An 18,637-nucleotide genomic window follows, 5' to 3' on the forward strand; every position below is an offset into this window, starting at 1 on the left:
ATCGTTTGATTAAGCTAAAAAAAAGCACCTATACTCAATGGTTCACAAGTTAGCATTTTTATTATATTTATGCCTTTCATTTTACAATGCAAAGTGTCTGATTTTTTTGTGGGTGTTAAGGGAATATTATCGTTTTTTTAGCCAATTCTTGAAAATGGAGTATTCAACCTCAAGATAAAATAGGCTAAATTACGAGATATGTTATCTATTTTAGTTACGCAAATAGGATTTAATGATGCCAAAATCGCTTTTTTATCAGGAACTCACTGATAATTTGTCAGCCTTGTTGTCTGGTGAAAATGATCTTATCGCATCACTTGCTAATACCAGCGCGCTTCTTTACGAGAAGTTAGATACGATAAATTGGGTTGGGTTTTATCTTAATGATGGTGATTCATTAGTTCTTGGCCCATTTCAAGGCAAAATTGCTTGTGTCAGAATAGGTTTTGGAAAAGGAGTTTGCGGAACTGCATACTCCGAAAACAGAATTTTAAGAGTAAGTGACGTTCATCAATTTAGTGGTCATATTGCTTGTGACAGTGCAAGTCAGTCTGAAATTGTTCTACCTTTAGAAGTAAATGGACAAATTATCGGCGTTCTCGATATTGATAGTCCTATTTTTGATCGTTTTGATAAAAAAGATGAAAATGGGCTTAAAGCGTTGTGTGACGTGCTCTGCGAGCATTTAAAAACTTGTCATACAGCAAAATATTGTGAATTTTGTGTAAGTTAACAGGCGTTTGCCATAGAAATTGTTGGCAACACTATTATAATGTCGCTTGTTCATGCCTGCGCTGGTTGGCAAAACCGTTGTAATCAGGAAATTTCATGGAAAATCAACCTAAGTTGAATAGTAGTAAAGAAATCATCGCTTTTTTAGCTGAACGTTTCCCTAAGTGTTTTATCGCTGAGGGCGAAGCCCGCCCTTTGAAAGTTGGCATTTTTCAAGATCTTGTTGAAGATCTAAAAGATGAAACTCAACTGAGTAAAACACAGTTACGTTCGGCATTACGCTTGTATACCTCAAGTTGGCGCTACCTTTATGGAGTTAAAGAAGGAGCAAAACGTGTCGATTTGAATGGTAATGACTGCGGCGAACTGGAAGCTGAGCATATTGAACATGCTCGTACACAATTAGCAGAAGCTAAGGCGCGCGTTCAAGCTCAGAGAGCAGAACAACGTGCTAAGAAGCGCGAAGCTGAAGGTGATAAGGAGACCAGCAAACGTCCGGCAGCGAAAAAGCCAAATAATACGCGTCGTCAGCCACCTAAAGATGGTGAAAAACGGCAGCCTCGTCCTCAAAAAGCGACTCAAGCACCTCGTAAAGCACCACCACGCCAAAATACTGAAAAGTTAATTCCAGTGAAAGACACATCAGTTCTTACTGTTGGTCAATCGCTAAAAGTTAACGTTGGTAGCAGCGTGATGGACGCGACAGTGCTAGAGATAGCGAAAGAGGGTGTACGTGTACAATTGCCTAATGGTTTGGCAATGAATGTACGCACGGAACATTTAAAGTTCTGATACGGAGGCCAACCAGAGCATGAACAAACTTTTAAATGTGGCTTTTGCAATCGGATTAACGTTAACAGGCACTTCTGTTGTGATGGCTGAGAAACCAGCCACCCCAGCAATGGTAACTATTGATCAGTTACCCGAATTAAAGCAAGAGCCACAACATTCTACCGTGAGCGAGCGAGTAACCTCTCGTTTTGAACGCTCTCACTACCGTCAGTTCTCGCTAGATGCGAGCTTTTCTGAAAAGATTTTTAATCGCTATCTTAATTTATTAGATTATAGCCACAATGTGTTGCTAGCATCAGATATTGCCCAATTTGATAAAGAAAAAACCAAAGTAGGCGAATATCTGAAAAAAGGGGAGCTTCAGCCCCTTTATGATCTCTTTAATTTAGCGCAAAAAAGACGTTTTGAACGTTTTCAATACGCCTTAAACCGCCTAGATAAACCCATGGATTTAACTGGTCAAGATAAGTTTGAGTTAGATAGAACAAAAGCGCCATGGCCGCAAACTCAAGCTGAGCTAGATAAACTTTGGGATGAAAAAGTAAAATATGATTGGTTAACGCTGAAACTATCTGAAAAAACAGATAGCGAAGTTAAAGAGACACTCACTAAGCGTTATAAAGCTGCGTTACGTCGTCAAACGCAAAGCCAAAGTGAAGATGTTTTCCAAATCATTATGTCGGCATTCGCCCGCGAAATTGATCCTCATACAAGTTATTTATCACCAAGAAATACCGAAGCCTTTGATTCTGAAATGAGCCTATCCTTAGAAGGCATTGGCGCTGTATTACAGATGGATGATGACTATCCTATGATCAACTCTATGGTAACCGGTGGTCCGGCTGCAAAAAGCAAAGAGTTGAAAGTAGGCGATAAAATTATTGCTGTAGGGCAACAAAATAAAACGATGGTTGATGTTGTCGGCTGGCGACTTGATGATATTGTTGCGTTGATTAAAGGACCAAAAGGTAGCCAAGTAAAATTAGAAGTTATTTCTGATGAGAAGGGCGCTAAACCAAGAACAATCACTTTAGTCAGAGAGCAAATCCGTTTAGAAGACAGAGCTGTTAAGCTAACTGAAAAAGTGATTAACGGTGATAAAGTTGCAATTTTGGATATTCCAAGCTTCTATGTTGGTTTAACCAATGACGTAAAAACACAGTTACAAAAAGTGGCGAAAGATAATGTTTCATCTTTAGTCATTGATTTGCGCGGTAATGGTGGTGGTGCATTAACAGAGGCGATTTCACTTTCAGGATTATTTATTCCAAGTGGCCCCGTTGTGCAAGTCAGAGATAATAATGGTCGTGTACGACAAGATTTCGATAAAGATGATGTCGTGTATTATAAAGGACCACTAGTTGTTATCGTAAATCGCTTTAGTGCTTCTGCCTCTGAAATTTTTGCGGCTGCAATGCAAGACTACGGACGAGCGCTAATTGTAGGTGAGCAAACGTTCGGTAAAGGAACAGTTCAGCAATATCGCCCATTAACCCGTGTTTACGACCAAATGCTAAGCCCTGATTGGCCTGGTTTAGGTTCAGTGCAATACACTATTCAAAAATTCTATCGAATTAATGGTGGCAGTACTCAACTTAAAGGGGTAACACCTGATTTGTTGTTACCAAGCTTTGATAGTGCTGAAATGGGTGAAAGTTTTGAAGATAACGCATTGCCTTGGGATAGTATCTCTCCAGCAAGCTATCAGCTCTCTGAGTATTCAGACAAGCTGAAGGCCGCGTTAGCGCCATTAACTGAGCAGCATACTAAGCGCATCGCAAATGACAGAGAGTTTTCATACATCTTTGCTGATATTCAGCGTTATAACGATGCCAAAGCAAAAGGTGAAGATAAATTTGTTATCTTAAACTTCGCTGAAAGAGAGAAAGAAAACAAAGAGCTAGAAGCCATTAAATTAAATCGCATTAATGAGCGTTTTAAATTAGAGGGTAAGCCTGCGTTGAAATCACTCGATGATTTGCCTAAGGATTATGAGGGACCAGATCCTTATTTAGATGAAACTGCTAAAATTGCGGTTGATCTCTCAAAAGTGCTTAAGCCTAAGAAATTATTAAATTAAGTTATCAGTTATAACAACGGATACTTAAAGTAACCCCCCAATAGTTGGATACCAATTGCTGGGGGGTTTTATATTTATATTAGCCAAGATATAAAATTACTATTGCCAATCAATGTTTATCAGGCTTTTCATCAAAAATCTTTTTAAGAAAACCAATAATAGTTTCTTAGATGCCACCCTTTATATTTTTAGTTCTTCTCTATATTAAGTTACCAGTAATATTAATTATTATTAATGAATGGATATTTAAATTTCACTTTGTGTAACTTAATTTTCAATTCGAAATATATCTTGAATAAGTTTTGTAAGCTATAAGAGCGAATACTGGGTTGATTTTTAGATAAGAGGTGAGTTTCTTATTTAATAAGTGGAATAAAAAGATAAAAGGATTATTTATTGTGATTAAGATCTCATTTGATAGCATGTCTATTGCAATAAATGTAACATGTTGTGACAATGGTCTCTAAAGTTGACATAAAATTACTATAGTATACACATTATGAAATATTTGCGTCATTTTTGGATATTGACGCGTTAGCTAAAATCTTACCTAAATGATGAGTTATCTTTATTCTATGAGTTCAAAATGTATTTTTAGAGCAAAATATTATAACTAAAATAATCTATTTTTAGAGTAGGGTTCTCTACGTAAGAGATAGTGACTAAAGGCAAATAATCTATAATTTGCTTATAGGATTTTATTGCAAAAAAATAAGTAAATATAAATATGGTGAGATATCCATATTGGATTTTTTACGCCAAAAAATGACTCTATTGCTTGAAAATGGTGCAACTATAAATTTAATCAAAGGTTATTTTTTAGCTAAATAAAAAAATGGTGTTTTATTAAACTTGCTGAATATAAGTCAGCATAACTTAATTCAAATATTTATTAACCAGGTTGCATTAAGATGAAAGTAAAAAAAATAGTATTGTTTATGTTGTCTCCTTGCTTCTTAGCAGTAAGCGCTGCTAATGCTGCAAATTGGGAAGACTCAATTAAAGAAAGCGCGTTTATTTCAGATTCAGAACTTGAACTTTCTACAATCAATATGTGGAAATACTTAAAAACTGAAAACCGTTTTGATAAAGAAGAGCAACGTTACAGAAAGCAAGTTGCCAATGCTTGGGGTCAAAACTTCCAAGCTGATTTCAAATCAGGTTATTTAGGTGGCATCCTAGGATTTGACGTCTCTTATTATGGTGGTATCAAATTAGGCGCAAGTAAAGACTTCGCCTCTCGTGCAATTTTATATAATGATGATGGCGACGCAAAAGGCTATAACAAAATTGGTCAACGCTTTGCAAAAGTTAAATTCGATTTAGATCCTGTATTAATTAACGGTAAAGCGGGTTGGTTTACTCTGAAAAATACCGGTATTTTTACAAACTCACAGCGTTTATCATTAAACAGCTACAATGGTTATGCAACTAACACTGCAATGGGCGACTGGAGCTTAGATTTACTATTCCTTGATGGTAAAGTAATGCGTCGTGATAGCCCAAATACCGACAGAATGTATTTTAGCGATGGCAATGGCGTTAGACATAATATCGACCATGTGCTGACTGGTGGCATCAACTATAACTCTAAACCGTTAAAAGTATTTTATTTCTATGGTCAAGCGGATGATGTATTCCGTCAACATGGTTTAGAAGCAAAATATAAATTAACCTCAGATGTTACTGTTGGCGGTGTTGTTTATTATCATGATTACGGTAGTGATGGTAAACGTACATTAAGTGATGCCAATAAGGGTAAACGTAACTTTGATAATGATGCATGGCACTTTGCAGGTACTATGGAATGGCGCATTCCAGAATCACCATGGACATTACGTACAGGTGTGACATATACCGATGCAGAAAAAGCTAATGGTGTTGGTCAATTTGCTCGTAACCCAATTGGTAATACCCGTGGACGCTTTAACTCACCTGCTTACGCAGATATCGACTATGTACGTGATGGTGAGGTTATGGGTGCATTGGAAGCTGAATACAGAATTAGCAAAGAACTGTCTGTTGGTGCGCGTACCAACTATAGTGAATTCAGCTATTCTGGTGAAAGATTAAAACAAGGGCAATTTGGTTTATTTAGCTACTGGAAACCTACAAAAAATCTTTCTGTTTCTTTAAGCGGTGGTATCGGCTGGCACCACCAGCAAGAAAACGACTATACCACACCAAAACTTTATGATGGCCACTCACAACGAGCTCATTCATTATCAGGCTCTATGACAACCACATATCGTTTTAAAATGTAATTTATAGCGTTAATTGAGTTTATTGCTCGTATCAGATGCACGACTTGCATATATTGTGAGTCGTGCATAAAAATACAGAGATAATGACTCTATCGATTATCGTAAATGATGGCATCTTTATGGTAAACCTGTGGTTATGATATTCAACAATACAAGCCTTTCTTAAATAAATTCCTTTCGTTCGACAAAACAGAAAACTCATATCATCTATTATCAATCTCACTTTATACTTAAGTTTTAAATGATGCCTAATATTAGGTGTTCACTGACTATTTCTTTATCAAAATGTAAAGTTATATCGTTTTTAATATTAAATAGGTTAAAAAGCTTGATAAAATCTAAAAAAGCCTTATTTATAAGACAGTTTTAGCAATGTGATAATTAGATAAAATAGGAACAGTATCAATATGATGAGAATTGCTTTATTCCTGTTAACAAACTTAGCTGTTATGTTTGTTTTTGGGATCATCTTATCTTTAACAGGTATACAAGGTCGTAGTGTTCAAGGCTTGATGATCATGGCGGGATTGTTTGGCTTTGGTGGTGCATTTATTTCACTATTAATGTCAAAATGGATGGCATTACGTTCAGTGGGTGGTCAAGTTATTGAAAACCCAACTTCAGAAGTAGAGCGTTGGTTATTAGATACGGTAAGAAGACAATCTGAACAAGTCGGCATTAAAATGCCACAAGTGGCAATTTACGATGCGCCCGATATTAATGCATTTGCAACAGGCGCTCGCCGTGATGCTTCGCTGGTGGCTGTGAGTACTGGTTTGTTAGCTAGTATGAGTCGAGATGAAGCAGAAGCGGTTATTGCCCATGAAATTAGCCATGTCGCTAATGGTGATATGATAACCATGACCTTACTGCAAGGTGTTGTGAATACCTTCGTTATCTTTATTTCTCGTATCATCGCTCAATTTGTTGCTAACTTTATCTCTAATGACGAAGAGAGTGAAAATAGCAACGGAAACCCATGGGTTTATATGGGGGTTTCAATGGTTCTGGAAATTGTATTCGGTATTCTTGCCAGCATTATTACCATGTGGTTCTCTCGTTATCGTGAATTCCATGCGGATGCGGGTTCTGCAAAGCTTGTTGGCCGTGAAAAAATGATAGCGGCATTACAACGTTTGAAAACGAGTTACGAGCCACAAGAAGAAAGTAGCATGATGGCTTTCTGTATCAATGGTCGTAATAAGTCATTCAGCGAGTTATTTTTATCTCATCCGCCATTAGATAAGCGTATTGAAGCACTGCGCAATGGTGAGTATTTGAAATAAGATTGAATGATAGCATTAAAGAAAATATGGTTAATGCTTCGCTAAAAATAGAAACGCCAGAGAGTTAAATCTTTCTGGCGTTTTTTAATCATAATATTTTTCGTTAAGGATATTTAATAAAATAGAGGCTGTTGAATGAAATGTTGCATATGCATTTTTCCATGTGATTTTGTTTTTGCTAAAGACCATCGGTAAAACAAATTTTAGATAACGTTGCTCATGAATTGGGTCATCACGTAATCTATCTAGCCCTAGTTGCAATTCTTTAAGTGGAAACTCGCAAAATTCAGGATACTGGTTTGAGTATCGTGCTATATCTTGTTGTATACAGTTATACATAAAAATACTGAGTTTTTGATAATCAGGTGGTTGGTGAGTGACAATACAATAATTATCATAAATATGCCTAACTAATGATTTATCGTCAAATCGATCATAACCACGATTTAATGATGCTGTTCTACGCATTATTGATATAAGTTTCTCCACATGAGTTGATTCATTTGTAGCACATGGAAGTGATTCAATTACATCTCCTTGATCCGTTAATTGTGTAACTAATGAGCTAATGTTTCTATTTTCGGGTGGCTCTAATAATTCTGTTTCGATAAATTCAAGTTTAATGAAGGGTCTTAAGCAAGGTGCTTGCTGGTGCTTTTGAGGGTATTGTATTTCTACTTCGTAGTAGCGATATTCATCACGTTTAATTGCATTTTCTAAGTTAATTTTAAAAAAATCTAATGATTCTATTTTCTTTATAATTAAGCCAATTAATTCACGCCTAATTTTTTTACGCTGCTCCCTTGACTTGGATGAAAACTGAACATTTGGTACCATTTTTATATCAACATCTTCAGACATTCTGTTTAATGCTATTCCTGATTTAGATAGTGCTGTACCACCAGAAAAAACAAGTTGATGGGAATGGTAAGCTGCATCTTTAATTATTTTTAATAGCTCAATGATATAAAAGTCTTTTTCAACAATAGATACGGAATCAATACCGAGAGCATCTGCAACATCAGGGAATAAATCAATTTGTTTTTTCATTAATTTTGCTATTCCCTATTATGAGTTTTCGGCTAAAACGACGAGGGGTTTTTATTTCAACATATGCAGGAATTTGAGTTGAACTACCCTCATTGTATGCTTTGGTGGCATCACCAAGTAAATAAGGTATTTTGAGACGATCAAGTGTTTCAATAATAACTGATGCTGACCCACCAGGGGCTGCTGGCATTGTTTTTCCTGTAATTTGGTTACGGCGGGCTTTGGTATAAACACCTTGCCCAACTCTTAGCAAAACACCTTCTTGGATAAGTAAGTTTAAAACCCGACCTATTTGATCATAACCTGCTATATCATTAAAATCTTTACGAAAGAAAACATTACGTTTTGAACGTTTTAAACGTGTTTCAATTTTATCTTTTATTGTCATGATTTCCTCCTTAAGTCAAATATTATGATAGCAAAAATACGACATTAATGATAGCAAAAATACGACATTTTAATTTTATCCGATGATAATTTAAAAGTTTAATTAATTGTTTTTATTATAAATTATATTGATTTCTTAGAGTGGTGAGTAAGTTTTGTTAGTAAAGATATTTATAACAATCAAATTAATTACTAACCAAAGATATATGATTTTTTGCACGATTTTGTCTTGTTATGTTTAGAGGGTTTTTATTGATATTGGAGGATGACAAAAATAGAAGATATGCGACTTAATAGAGATACAAAAAAGCCAGCTCAAATTGAACTGACCTTAGTTTATTGAGCGCTTCCTATTATTTATGCGGAATAATAGGGTATTTAATCTAAATGCTCGCCAAAGTATGCCATCAGTTTTTTCTCATCAATTTTAAGAGCACCTTTCCAGCCCGCCCATGGCATTTCCATATCAGAGCGACCTTTTGTGTTATTAAGTTGATTTTCTGCAATGGTAATATCGCCGAAATTCGCCCAATGATCTAAATATAATGGAATGTAGGCATTGGGAATAACACCAACTAAGGCAAGTGAGTGCAAAATACCTCGTTTGGTATATTTATCACCAGAAACTAATTTAGCCTCATTTAACCGCTTTTCAAACTTACCCGGAGTGTCATCTTCAGGCGCATGGCGTAATAAATCGAGCAATTGCTTAAAGATCTCTTTATCTGTGGGAGTTGGGCTGATAGGGGGGACGGTCAGTAGATGTTTTAAATTCAAGTAAGCATAAGTAGGATTGCCAGTATAAGAATTACCGTAATAGAGGCAATATTGAAAATAGCTGTCATTAATATGTTTTTGCTGATCTTTATCACTACAAACCCAACAGCAGGCATATTGAGGCTTTTCTTCATAATTATGTAATGGCAAATTTTGCAATTTATGAAAAGCCCCTAAAACAGAGCGACCTCTAAGATAACTACCTCCGACACCTGCAACAAAAGCATCTAAGCAACGCTTTTGGGTGAGTAATGGATTATTCTTTAAGCTATTTAATTTCGAAATAACATCAGCGTGATCAGCAAATCTTTCTATGATATTAGGTTGCCAATTGGACTCAGACAACAAGGCTTTTTCTTTTTCTGACAGAATATCAAGGGAATAAAGTGAAACCTGACGTTCTGGATCATATTGACTATTTTCATATTTATAGAGTTTACGTAAAACTCGCATCATTTTTTGCACGATTTTACCTTGTTATATTTATAAGTTTTTTATTGATATCGGTGAATTAAATAGATAGAAGATACGTAACTTAATATAGATACAAAAAAAAGCCAGTTCAAATGAACTGGCTTTATCAATAGAGGTAGATAACGTTTATTTTACGGTAAGTTCAGTTTCTTCATCTTGGTTGAAGACAGCTTTGTCCGTTTGTCCCATAATTTGACTGGTAATTGTACCCGCTGTCATGGAGCCACTAACGTTTAATGCTGTACGTCCCATATCAATTAACGGTTCTACTGAGATTAACAGGGCAACTAATGTCACTGGTAAGCCCATGGCAGGTAAAACGATAAGGGCTGCAAATGTTGCACCGCCACCCACACCAGCAACACCAGCAGAGCTAACAGTCACGATAGCAACTAAAGTTGCGATCCACATTGGATCTAATGGGTTAATTCCCACAGTAGGCGCAACCATAACAGCTAACATCGCAGGGTAAATACCTGCACAACCATTTTGGCCAATTGTTGTACCAAAAGAGGATGAGAAGCTGGCGATAGATTCTGGCACACCAACACGCTTAATTTGTGTTTCAATATTCAACGGAATACTTGCAGCACTTGAACGACTTGTAAATGCAAATGCTAATAAAGGTCCCGCTTTTTTGAAGAATCTAATCGGATTTAAACCTGTGAAGCTGACCAGTAATCCATGAACAACAAACATTAAGCCAATAGCAACATAAGAGGCAACAACAAAGCTTCCTAATTGAATGATGTCGTGCATATTGGAGCTTGCAACAACTTTAGTCATCAGCGCCATTACACCATAAGGTGTTAACATCATAACAATGCGAACCAGTTTCATGATCCATGATTGTAGGCAATCAATCGCGACTAAAACCTTCTCACCACGAGGCTGATCTTCTTTGAGTAATTTCAACGCCGCCATGCCTAAGAAAGTCGCGAAGATAACAACGCTAATAATCGATGTGGAGCTGGCACCTGTTAAATCAGCAAATGGATTTTTAGGAATAAATGACAAAATAAGCTGTGGCATCGTTAAGTCAGAAACTTTGCCCATGTAATTTTGTTCAAGTGCAATTAAGCGCTGTGCTTCTTGTTCACCTTGTACTAAGCCTTCTGCTGTTAAGCCAAATAAGTTAGCAATAACAATACCGATTAAGGCAGAAATAGCGGTGGTAAATAACAGTGTACCAATAGTGAGACCACTAATTTTTCCTAGTGATGATGCTTGATGCAAACGAGCTACGGCACTAAGAATAGAGGCAAATACTAATGGCATAATGATCATTTGCAACAGCTGTACATAGCCATTACCCACGATATTAAACCAAAGAATAGATTCTTTAATAATAGGATCGTGTGAGTCATAGAATGCGTGTAGTGCTAGTCCAAAAGCAACACCAAAAACTAAACCAACAAGAACTTTCTTTGAAAGGCTCCACTGACGTTGACTTAATTTAGCCAAGATGAGTAATAGCACAACAAAGACGAGTACGTTAATAATTAACGGAAAATTCATCTTAACTCTCCAACGAGATCTTTATTTATATAAATTCAACGATTGTATGCGATATGAGTTCTTAGGTAATAAGAAAGGATATAACAGCATCAATTCGTTATATAGTAACAGGGTTGTTAATAACTTTTTATAATTAATTAATATTTTATATAATCGTTTGGTTATAAAGACAAGGAAAGTAGGTATAAAAAGATGTAAGAATTTATAAATAAATAGAAAAACGTAGGGTTTTGTCAGGGGATGTTAAAAGTTAGTGCGCTTATCGTGGTACATCTGTAACCAGTTGTTGACTTGCGAAGGTAGGGTAACAGTAAGGTGTGGAGGTAAAAAAAGTGCGCCAACAAGGATCAAAACAGAAATAAATCTCTCGCCTTTTTTATTATTCTTTTTACCTAAAATAGGTAATGCAAAACGCATTTTTAAAGGCCACAAGAAAGGAACGCCCGCAGGAGTTAACATATCGGCAATGAGATGACTAAGATAACCCAATAAAAGGGCATGAAAGATATCGGCAGAAATATCCCAACGTGGTGAAACTTGGGTTTCCCACAAAATAGCTAAACCACAAAATGCAAGTAAACTATGCGTAAAACCTCGATGGCCACAGAGCTTTGATAGAGGCAGAGAGATAATACGGAATAATCGCCCAAGAATAGAGCCAGGGTGATCCAAATCAGGTAGAAGGGAGCCTAATAAGACAGCAGGGATCATGTGAAACCAATCACCATGAGCAATAGCTGGCGTTATTTCAAGTTTCTGTGCTAACACAAGTGTTGCTACAGAAAAAAGTAGATGTCCTTCTGCTGTCATTCCGTGTCTGTTCGTTTGCTGTTCATTTATACAGTAATGAAGTATAAAAGGTTTTGGCGATAACTAACAGACAAAAAAGATAAAAATTGTCTTAAATATTAAGGGATAACAGGAATATTTTATTTGATTGATTTAAAAATGATCGAATTTAGGATAAAAAACTAAAAAATAAGATAATGGCGAGTGGCTGTAAGCAAAATATATAAGAGGAAGAGCAAAAGTACAAAAGGTGGTTTGTGAGGCGATAAATATTAAAAGAGAACAAAAAGGATATCTTACAAAGCAAAATACCCTTTTTATTTATGGAAATTAGCCTAATAAATGCAGTTGTGTTAGTTCATTAAGTGATGCAATTTTTACATCCGCTAAGCCCCATTGCTTATCATTAAATTGTTCTGTTGCAGGCACGACGATAGAGCGCATTCTTGCGCCTTTACAAGCAATCATGCCATTGCGAGAATCTTCTAATGAAACACAGTGGATAGGGTCAAGATTAAGCGCTTTAGCTGCGTTTAGATAAACCTCAGGGTGTGGTTTGCTATGTGGTAACTCATCGGCAGACACGACGGCTGAGAAGTAATGGCGAATATTAAACAACTCGAGTACACGCTCAAGCATAAAATCAGGAGATGCCGATGCAAGTGCAATTTTTAACCCTGATGATTTACAAAGCTCTAAGGCATGCTCAACACCCGGTAATAGTGGCTTTGTTTCTTCAACCAATTTGACAACACGAGAAACCATTTTTTGTTTTGCTTCTTGTTTTGAAACGCCTTGCCAAGGTGATGCTTTATACCATAAATCAATGACTTCGTTTATTCTTAACCCAACCATATCGGGCATTGCCGATGCAAGGGATAAATCGACGCCTAATTCAGCAAAGACCTCATGTTCTGCTCGCTGCCAAAATGGTTCAGAGTCGATTAATAAACCATCCATATCAAATATTGCAGCTTCAATAGGGAATTTAAAAGACATGTTACTCTCCATAAATAAGGTCTATGTTGTCGAGTGGCGATTGTAGCAAGAGTTACAAGGAAAATCTTTTTAATCAGTTTCTTATTTATTTTGTAAAATAAATAGAGAGAATAGCTACTATTAATTTATTGTCGTATTAGCCGTTAACTAGACTACGATAAACAGATAAGATATTGACGAATTCTATTAGTGAGGATGTGATGAGTTATCAATATGCAGGATTGTATGCCATTTTAAAGCGTGTACTTGGTTGGCTTATTTTTATTCCTGCCTTTATTTCAACAGCAGTATCATTGATAGGCTTGGCGGCAATACAACGCCCAACCGGCGATGGTGTAAATGCCGTAATTAATGATTTTTTTCGTGTATTAGCAGAAATGGTGCAATTTAATACGCCTTTTTTAGGTTTTTTCTGGCGAAATTCACCTATTCCCAATACACAAATGGGATTTAGCCAAGAAAATATCACTTTTTTTGTTATCTTTCTTTTTATATTTATTGGCTTAGCATTCAGTGCATCAGGATTACGAATTTATCGCCAAGTGAAATATTTGAAAGAAAATATACAAGACCAGCTTATTATCGAACGTGCAATGAAAAGTGGTGTGACTGCTGAAGAATTGCAACAAAATATTAAATTACCTCGACATACTATTTTTACACAAATTATGGTGCTTTATCTGTCACCTCTGATTGTTATTGCAATAGGTTATTTCTTGATGAAATTTTTAGGATGGTAACACGGCTTTAAAGTGAACGAGGATGGTTCATTTATATTAACTGAAGGGAAAAATAAACCTCGCGTAACTGAATCTGGCGAGGTTATATTTTTTAGTTTATGCATTTTATCTCAGAGCTATTCCACTCTTTTCCTATTAAGGTGTTGCTAATAGATCATCAATTATTTTTCTGACTTCTAAATAATTTTCTTCGCCCCCAAATAAATTACAACGGTTGAGGAAGAAATAGAGTTGGTAAATAGGCTGGCGTGATAAAAATTTATCTGATAATGGCCAAACACTTTGATAACCATCGAAAATATTTGCAGGCACGGCTGTGCAAAGTGGTAACATCGCGATATCACACTCTCGATCACCCCAATAACAAGCAGGATCAAACACTGTACCTTCTGATTGACCAATCGCAGCACAGTTTTTAGGCCATAAGTTGCCGTGAAGCAGAGAGGGTTGTGGATTATGATCAGCAAGACGATGATTGATAATTTGGATTATCTCGTCGATATCCCCAAAAATCATACCTTTCTCAGAAGCCAGTTGTAGCTGAAAACCAATACGTTTTTCAGAATAAAAGTGGCTCCAGCGTTTTTCCCAGCTATTAAGTTGAGGTGTTGTATCGATTTGGGTATCGAAATCAAAGCCATAGCTAGGTTGTTCTTCCCACTGATGTAGTCTTGCTAGTTGTTGTCCAAAACAATAGGCGCTATGAGGTGTAAATGGTTGAACAGGCAAAAATTCAAGGAGTAGAAAGCTGGCATCTTTACTATTACCAATACCAAGAACCCGAGGCGTTCGAATTGTTTGGCTTTTAGCTAACATTTCGAGTTGTTCTGCCTCATTTTTAAAATTAGGCAAAAATTCACGCAAATTAGATTTCACAAAAACTGGCGTATCACCATAATAAATTTTCCATGTATGATGAATATCGCCACTAGAAAGGTGGAGTTTTTCGTTTATCTTTGCTGAAAATCCTAAGTTTGATTCCAGTAAACGACCTATATTCTGCCACATACTTACACCTCGCAAAGTTGTTTACTTAGTAGACCCAAATAAAATAATAACGAGCGATGTTTATACTATGACAATAACACTTTAATTAAATCAATAAAGTATAAAGCTAAAAAACGGGATGATTATCCCGTTTTTGCTGAGATAAAAAATATTATCAGGCGCTAGCGGGTTTTGTTTGTCGCTTTATTTTTGCCAACTTTATCTGATTACAGAGTAGCGCAATAATAAAGAACACAGCTTGCGTTAGCACAATACAAGGACCTGTTGCTCCATCAATATGGAAACTAATAAATGTGCCTATAACGCTAGAAGCGACAGAAAATACAATTGCCAACATAATCATGCGTGAAAAACTACGTGTTAATAAATACGCGGTGATCCCCGGTGAAATAAGCATGGCGACAACTAAAATAATCCCAACCGCTTGCATTGAAGCAACAATGGTTAATGCCAAAATAGACAGCAATCCATAGTGTAATAATGTGACAGGTAGACCAACAATTCTTGCTTGGTTAGGATCGAAGCAATAAAGCATAAAATCTTTTTGCTTAATAAGCATAATAGTGATGGTAATTACACAGATAATGCCGATTTGAATTAATACATCAGGTGTAATGCCTAAAATATTACCAAATAAAATATGCATTAAATGTTGGTCTGTATCGACACTGGCAAAAATGACCAACCCCACAGCAAACATGCCTGAGAATACGATCCCCATTACAGTATCTTCTTTAATGCGACTGTGATCTTTTAAATAACCGGTGGCAAAAGAGCAAAATAATCCAGAAAGAAAGGCACCAACTGTTAACGGGATCGCGGTGACATAAGCAAGAACAACACCGGGTAAAACGGCATGAGAGATTGCATCCCCCATCAAAGACCAGCCTTTTAATACCATATAACAAGATAAAATAGCACAGGCGATACCTATGATAATCGCGGCAACAATAGCACGTTGCATAAATGGATATTGAAAAGGCTCAATGAAAAACTCCATCAACTCATTCATAGTTTCACCTCTTCTGGTTTTGTTGATCCTTTATGCTGGTGAGATTGTGTGATCAACTCTTGTGAACTCTGACGAGCACGACGGCGAGCGGCTAACATACCGTGTTTAGGGGCAAATAAGAAAGCCAACAAAAAGAGTGATGTTTGCATTGTGACAATCACGCCACCTGTTGCACCATTAAAGAAGTAGCTAAGATAAGCGCCTACAGCACTTGTGATTGTGCCAATACAGATAGCAATAATAGCAAGTCGTTTAAATTGATCTGTGAGTAAGTAAGCTGTTGCACCGGGAGTCACTACCATAGCAATGACAAGGATGGCGCCAACAGTTTGAAGCGCCGCAACAGTACATGCGCTCAGAAGCGTAAAAAAGATAATTTTTAATTTTAATGGCGATAAACCGATGGATTTTGCATGAACTTCATCAAAAAAAACCACTAGCAAATCTTTCCAAATACAAAATAAAACTAAGAAAGAGACACCTGTGATGATCACTACTTGCCATACATCTTCATCAGCAATACCTAAAATATTTCCGAGAATAATGGTCTGAACGTTGACGGCTGTCGGTTTAAGCGAAACCAGCAACAGACCAAAGGCAAAAAAAGTGGAGAAAATAAAACCAATAACGGCATCTTCACGAAGGCGAGTAATATGACGAATAAATGTCATTGATAATGCAGCGAGCAAACCGGTAAAAAAAGCACCCACTGCATAAGGTAAACCTAATATATAAGCCCCAGCAACACCGGGAACAACAGAGTGGGAAAGGGCATCTCCCATTAACGACCAACCTTTCAAAATAAGATAGGATGAAAGAAAAGCGCAGACAGCACCAACTAAGGCACTTACCCAAATTGCTTTCACCATATAGTTATATTCAAAAGGTTGTAGGAGTAAATCTAGCATGGCTAATCTCCTTGTTTGCGTTGGCTTTGGTGCGCTGGAGTATGCTCTTTTTGATGACCATAAAAGACAGCAGCACGTTCATCATCGGTAATGACAGTAAGTGAACGTGGATCGTCATCATCATGAAGATCAGAACCTGATAAGCTAATGTGGCGTAACACACCACCAAATGCGTGCTCTAAGTTTTTCTGTGTAAACGTCGTTTCAGTTGGACCACTGTCTAACACTGTTCTATTGATTAAAATAACGTGGTCACAAAATTCAGGCACACTTCCTAGGTTATGTGTTGAAACTAAAACTAAGTGACCTTCTTCGCGCAAATTGCGTAAAAGCTCGATAATGGCATTTTCTGTTTTAACATCGACACCAGTAAAAGGTTCATCAAGTAATAAAACAGTACCTTCTTGAGCCATTGCACGCGCTAAGAAAACACGTTTTTTCTGACCACCAGAAAGCTCCCCAATTTGGCGATGCCCTAAGCCTGATAAGCCCACGCGTTCTAATGATGCTTCAACAACTTCATGGTCACGTTTTGAAGGAATACGAAAAAATCCCATTTTTCCATAGCGTCCCATCATCACAACATCAGAAACGAGAACGGGAAAGTTCCAGTCAACCTCTTCTGTTTGTGGAACATAGGCGATCATATTTTGTTTTAACGCCTGCTGGATAGGGCTATCGTTTAATGTCACTTTACCTTTAGAGGGCTTTACCAGCCCCATAATGGTTTTAAATAGAGTGGATTTACCACTGCCATTGATACCCACTAGGGCGCAAATAGTGCCACCAGTGATAGAAAAACTTGCATCGAAAATAGCTGTATGACCGTTGTTGTAAGTTACTGTGGCATTATCAACAGTCAACGTAGGATTAGCTTTTATATTGCTCATTGCCCAAATCCTTTCGCAATTGTATCTACTGTAATAGTAATTAAATCAATATAAGTAGGAACTTCGCCACCTTCAGCGGAAAGTGAGTCAACATAAAGAACACCACCGTATTTTGCGCCTGTTTCTTTGCTGACTTGTTTTGCTGGTTTATCTGAAATTGTACTTTCACTAAAGACAACAGGGATTTTATGTTCTCTAACGGTATCAATCACATATTTAACCTGTTGAGGTGTGCCTTGTTCTTCTGCATTGATAGGCCATAAATAAACTTCTTTAAAGCCATAGTCATTAGTTAAATAGCTGAATGCACCTTCACTGGTTACTAACCAACGCTCTTCTTGTGGAATGCGAGATAATCTTTCTCTTAATGGTGCGTCAAGCTGTTTAATTTTTTCTGCGTAGCGTGCCGCATTTTGATTATAAATAGCTGCATTATCTGGATCATGTTCAACAAGCGCCTTGCGAATATTTTCAATATAAATTAATGCATTATTCGGTGACATCCACGCATGTGGGTTAGGGTTGTTTTTGTAAGCACCTTCACTGATTGCTATTGGTGTGATGCCTTCAGTGACAACAACAGCGGGTACGTTACGTAACTCATTAAAAAAACGTTCAAACCAACGTTCAAGATTTAAGCCATTCCATAAGATAAGATCAGCCTTTTGAGCTTTTACAATATCTTTAGGAGTCGGTTGGTAATCGTGAATTTCAGCACCGGGTTTTGTGATTGATTCGACAATTGCGGCATCTCCAGCCACATTTTGAGCGATATCTTGAATAATAGTAAATGTGGTGACAACTTTTAGTTTATCTTTTGCTTGTGTAGGTGCTGTTAAAAATACAGATGCCACAAGGCACAAAGCCGTGAGTGAAAATTTGTTTACAGAGCGAAATATATCCATATTATTATTGCCTTATAGTTGCAGAG

At 36.9% G+C, this 18,637-nt stretch carries 17 protein-coding genes; 6 read left to right on the forward strand and 11 right to left on the reverse strand.

The annotated features are described in order from the left end of the window. Window positions 1–235: 235 nt before the first annotated feature. From BTA34_RS06300 to htpX, 5 genes are all read left to right on the forward strand, one after another. Complete coding sequence (locus BTA34_RS06300) at window positions 236–733, forward strand: GAF domain-containing protein (protein ID WP_088495806.1); 498 nt, start codon at window positions 236–238, stop codon at window positions 731–733. A gap of 95 nt (window positions 734–828) precedes the next feature. Then, window positions 829–1,524 (forward strand): RNA chaperone ProQ, encoded by a 696-nt coding sequence (gene proQ, locus BTA34_RS06305; RefSeq protein WP_088495805.1) that lies wholly within the window; start codon window positions 829–831, stop codon window positions 1,522–1,524. Between the two features lie 19 nt (window positions 1,525–1,543). Further along, window positions 1,544–3,604 (forward strand): carboxy terminal-processing peptidase, encoded by a 2,061-nt coding sequence (gene prc, locus BTA34_RS06310; protein WP_151434920.1) that lies wholly within the window; start codon window positions 1,544–1,546, stop codon window positions 3,602–3,604. Window positions 3,605–4,515: 911 nt separating this feature from the next. Next, window positions 4,516–5,868 carry an OprD family outer membrane porin gene (locus BTA34_RS06315; protein ID WP_151434921.1) on the forward strand — a complete coding sequence of 451 codons (1,353 nt, stop codon included), beginning with the start codon at window positions 4,516–4,518 and terminating at the stop codon, window positions 5,866–5,868. 407 nt (window positions 5,869–6,275) lie between these two features. After that, window positions 6,276–7,154 carry a protease HtpX gene (gene htpX / locus BTA34_RS06320; RefSeq protein WP_088495802.1) on the forward strand — a complete coding sequence of 293 codons (879 nt, stop codon included), beginning with the start codon at window positions 6,276–6,278 and terminating at the stop codon, window positions 7,152–7,154. 84 nt (window positions 7,155–7,238) lie between these two features. Here htpX and BTA34_RS06325 read toward each other — a convergent pair whose 3' ends face one another. The 6 genes from BTA34_RS06325 to hxpB form a co-directional block, all read right to left on the reverse strand. Then, window positions 7,239–8,204 carry a nucleotidyl transferase AbiEii/AbiGii toxin family protein gene (locus BTA34_RS06325; RefSeq protein WP_151434922.1) on the reverse strand — a complete coding sequence of 322 codons (966 nt, stop codon included), beginning with the start codon at window positions 8,202–8,204 and terminating at the stop codon, window positions 7,239–7,241. Further along, on the reverse strand, window positions 8,188–8,592 hold the full coding sequence (locus tag BTA34_RS06330) for a DUF6088 family protein (RefSeq protein WP_151434923.1): 405 nt from the start codon (window positions 8,590–8,592) through the stop codon (window positions 8,188–8,190). The genes BTA34_RS06325 and BTA34_RS06330 overlap by 17 nt, the downstream gene beginning before the upstream one ends. Window positions 8,593–8,969: 377 nt before the next feature. Next, window positions 8,970–9,824 (reverse strand): hypothetical protein, encoded by an 855-nt coding sequence (locus BTA34_RS06335; RefSeq protein WP_265576320.1) that lies wholly within the window; start codon window positions 9,822–9,824, stop codon window positions 8,970–8,972. 144 nt (window positions 9,825–9,968) lie between these two features. Beyond that, on the reverse strand, window positions 9,969–11,360 hold the full coding sequence (locus BTA34_RS06340) for an L-cystine transporter (RefSeq protein ID WP_151434924.1): 1,392 nt from the start codon (window positions 11,358–11,360) through the stop codon (window positions 9,969–9,971). A 243-nt stretch (window positions 11,361–11,603) separates the two neighbouring features. Further along, window positions 11,604–12,170, reverse strand: a complete 567-nt coding sequence (locus tag BTA34_RS06345; RefSeq protein WP_151434925.1) for a metal-dependent hydrolase — start codon at window positions 12,168–12,170, stop codon at window positions 11,604–11,606. Between the two features lie 309 nt (window positions 12,171–12,479). Continuing rightward, complete coding sequence (gene hxpB, locus BTA34_RS06350; protein WP_151434926.1) at window positions 12,480–13,148, reverse strand: hexitol phosphatase HxpB; 669 nt, start codon at window positions 13,146–13,148, stop codon at window positions 12,480–12,482. Window positions 13,149–13,348: 200 nt separating this feature from the next. Here hxpB and BTA34_RS06355 point away from each other — a divergent pair, with 200 nt between their 5' ends. Then, window positions 13,349–13,888, forward strand: a complete 540-nt coding sequence (locus BTA34_RS06355; RefSeq protein WP_196736649.1) for a YniB family protein — start codon at window positions 13,349–13,351, stop codon at window positions 13,886–13,888. 135 nt (window positions 13,889–14,023) lie between these two features. Here BTA34_RS06355 and BTA34_RS06360 read toward each other — a convergent pair whose 3' ends face one another. From BTA34_RS06360 to BTA34_RS06380, 5 genes are all read right to left on the reverse strand, one after another. Next, on the reverse strand, window positions 14,024–14,896 hold the full coding sequence (locus BTA34_RS06360) for a fructosamine kinase family protein (RefSeq protein ID WP_151434927.1): 873 nt from the start codon (window positions 14,894–14,896) through the stop codon (window positions 14,024–14,026). Window positions 14,897–15,050: 154 nt separating this feature from the next. Next, a complete protein-coding gene (locus tag BTA34_RS06365; RefSeq protein WP_151434928.1) occupies window positions 15,051–15,908 on the reverse strand; it encodes a metal ABC transporter permease in 858 nt (285 codons plus the stop codon). Then, window positions 15,905–16,816, reverse strand: a complete 912-nt coding sequence (locus tag BTA34_RS06370; protein ID WP_151434929.1) for a metal ABC transporter permease — start codon at window positions 16,814–16,816, stop codon at window positions 15,905–15,907. The genes BTA34_RS06365 and BTA34_RS06370 overlap by 4 nt, the downstream gene beginning before the upstream one ends. 2 nt (window positions 16,817–16,818) lie before the next feature. Next, a complete protein-coding gene (locus BTA34_RS06375) occupies window positions 16,819–17,706 on the reverse strand; it encodes a manganese/iron ABC transporter ATP-binding protein (RefSeq protein WP_151434930.1) in 888 nt (295 codons plus the stop codon). Next, window positions 17,703–18,611 (reverse strand): metal ABC transporter substrate-binding protein, encoded by a 909-nt coding sequence (locus BTA34_RS06380; RefSeq protein WP_151434931.1) that lies wholly within the window; start codon window positions 18,609–18,611, stop codon window positions 17,703–17,705. The genes BTA34_RS06375 and BTA34_RS06380 overlap by 4 nt, the downstream gene beginning before the upstream one ends. Window positions 18,612–18,637: the final 26 nt, after the last annotated feature.

This window comes from Proteus sp. CD3, assembly GCF_008808075.1.
Lineage (GTDB): Bacteria > Pseudomonadota > Gammaproteobacteria > Enterobacterales > Enterobacteriaceae > Proteus > Proteus appendicitidis.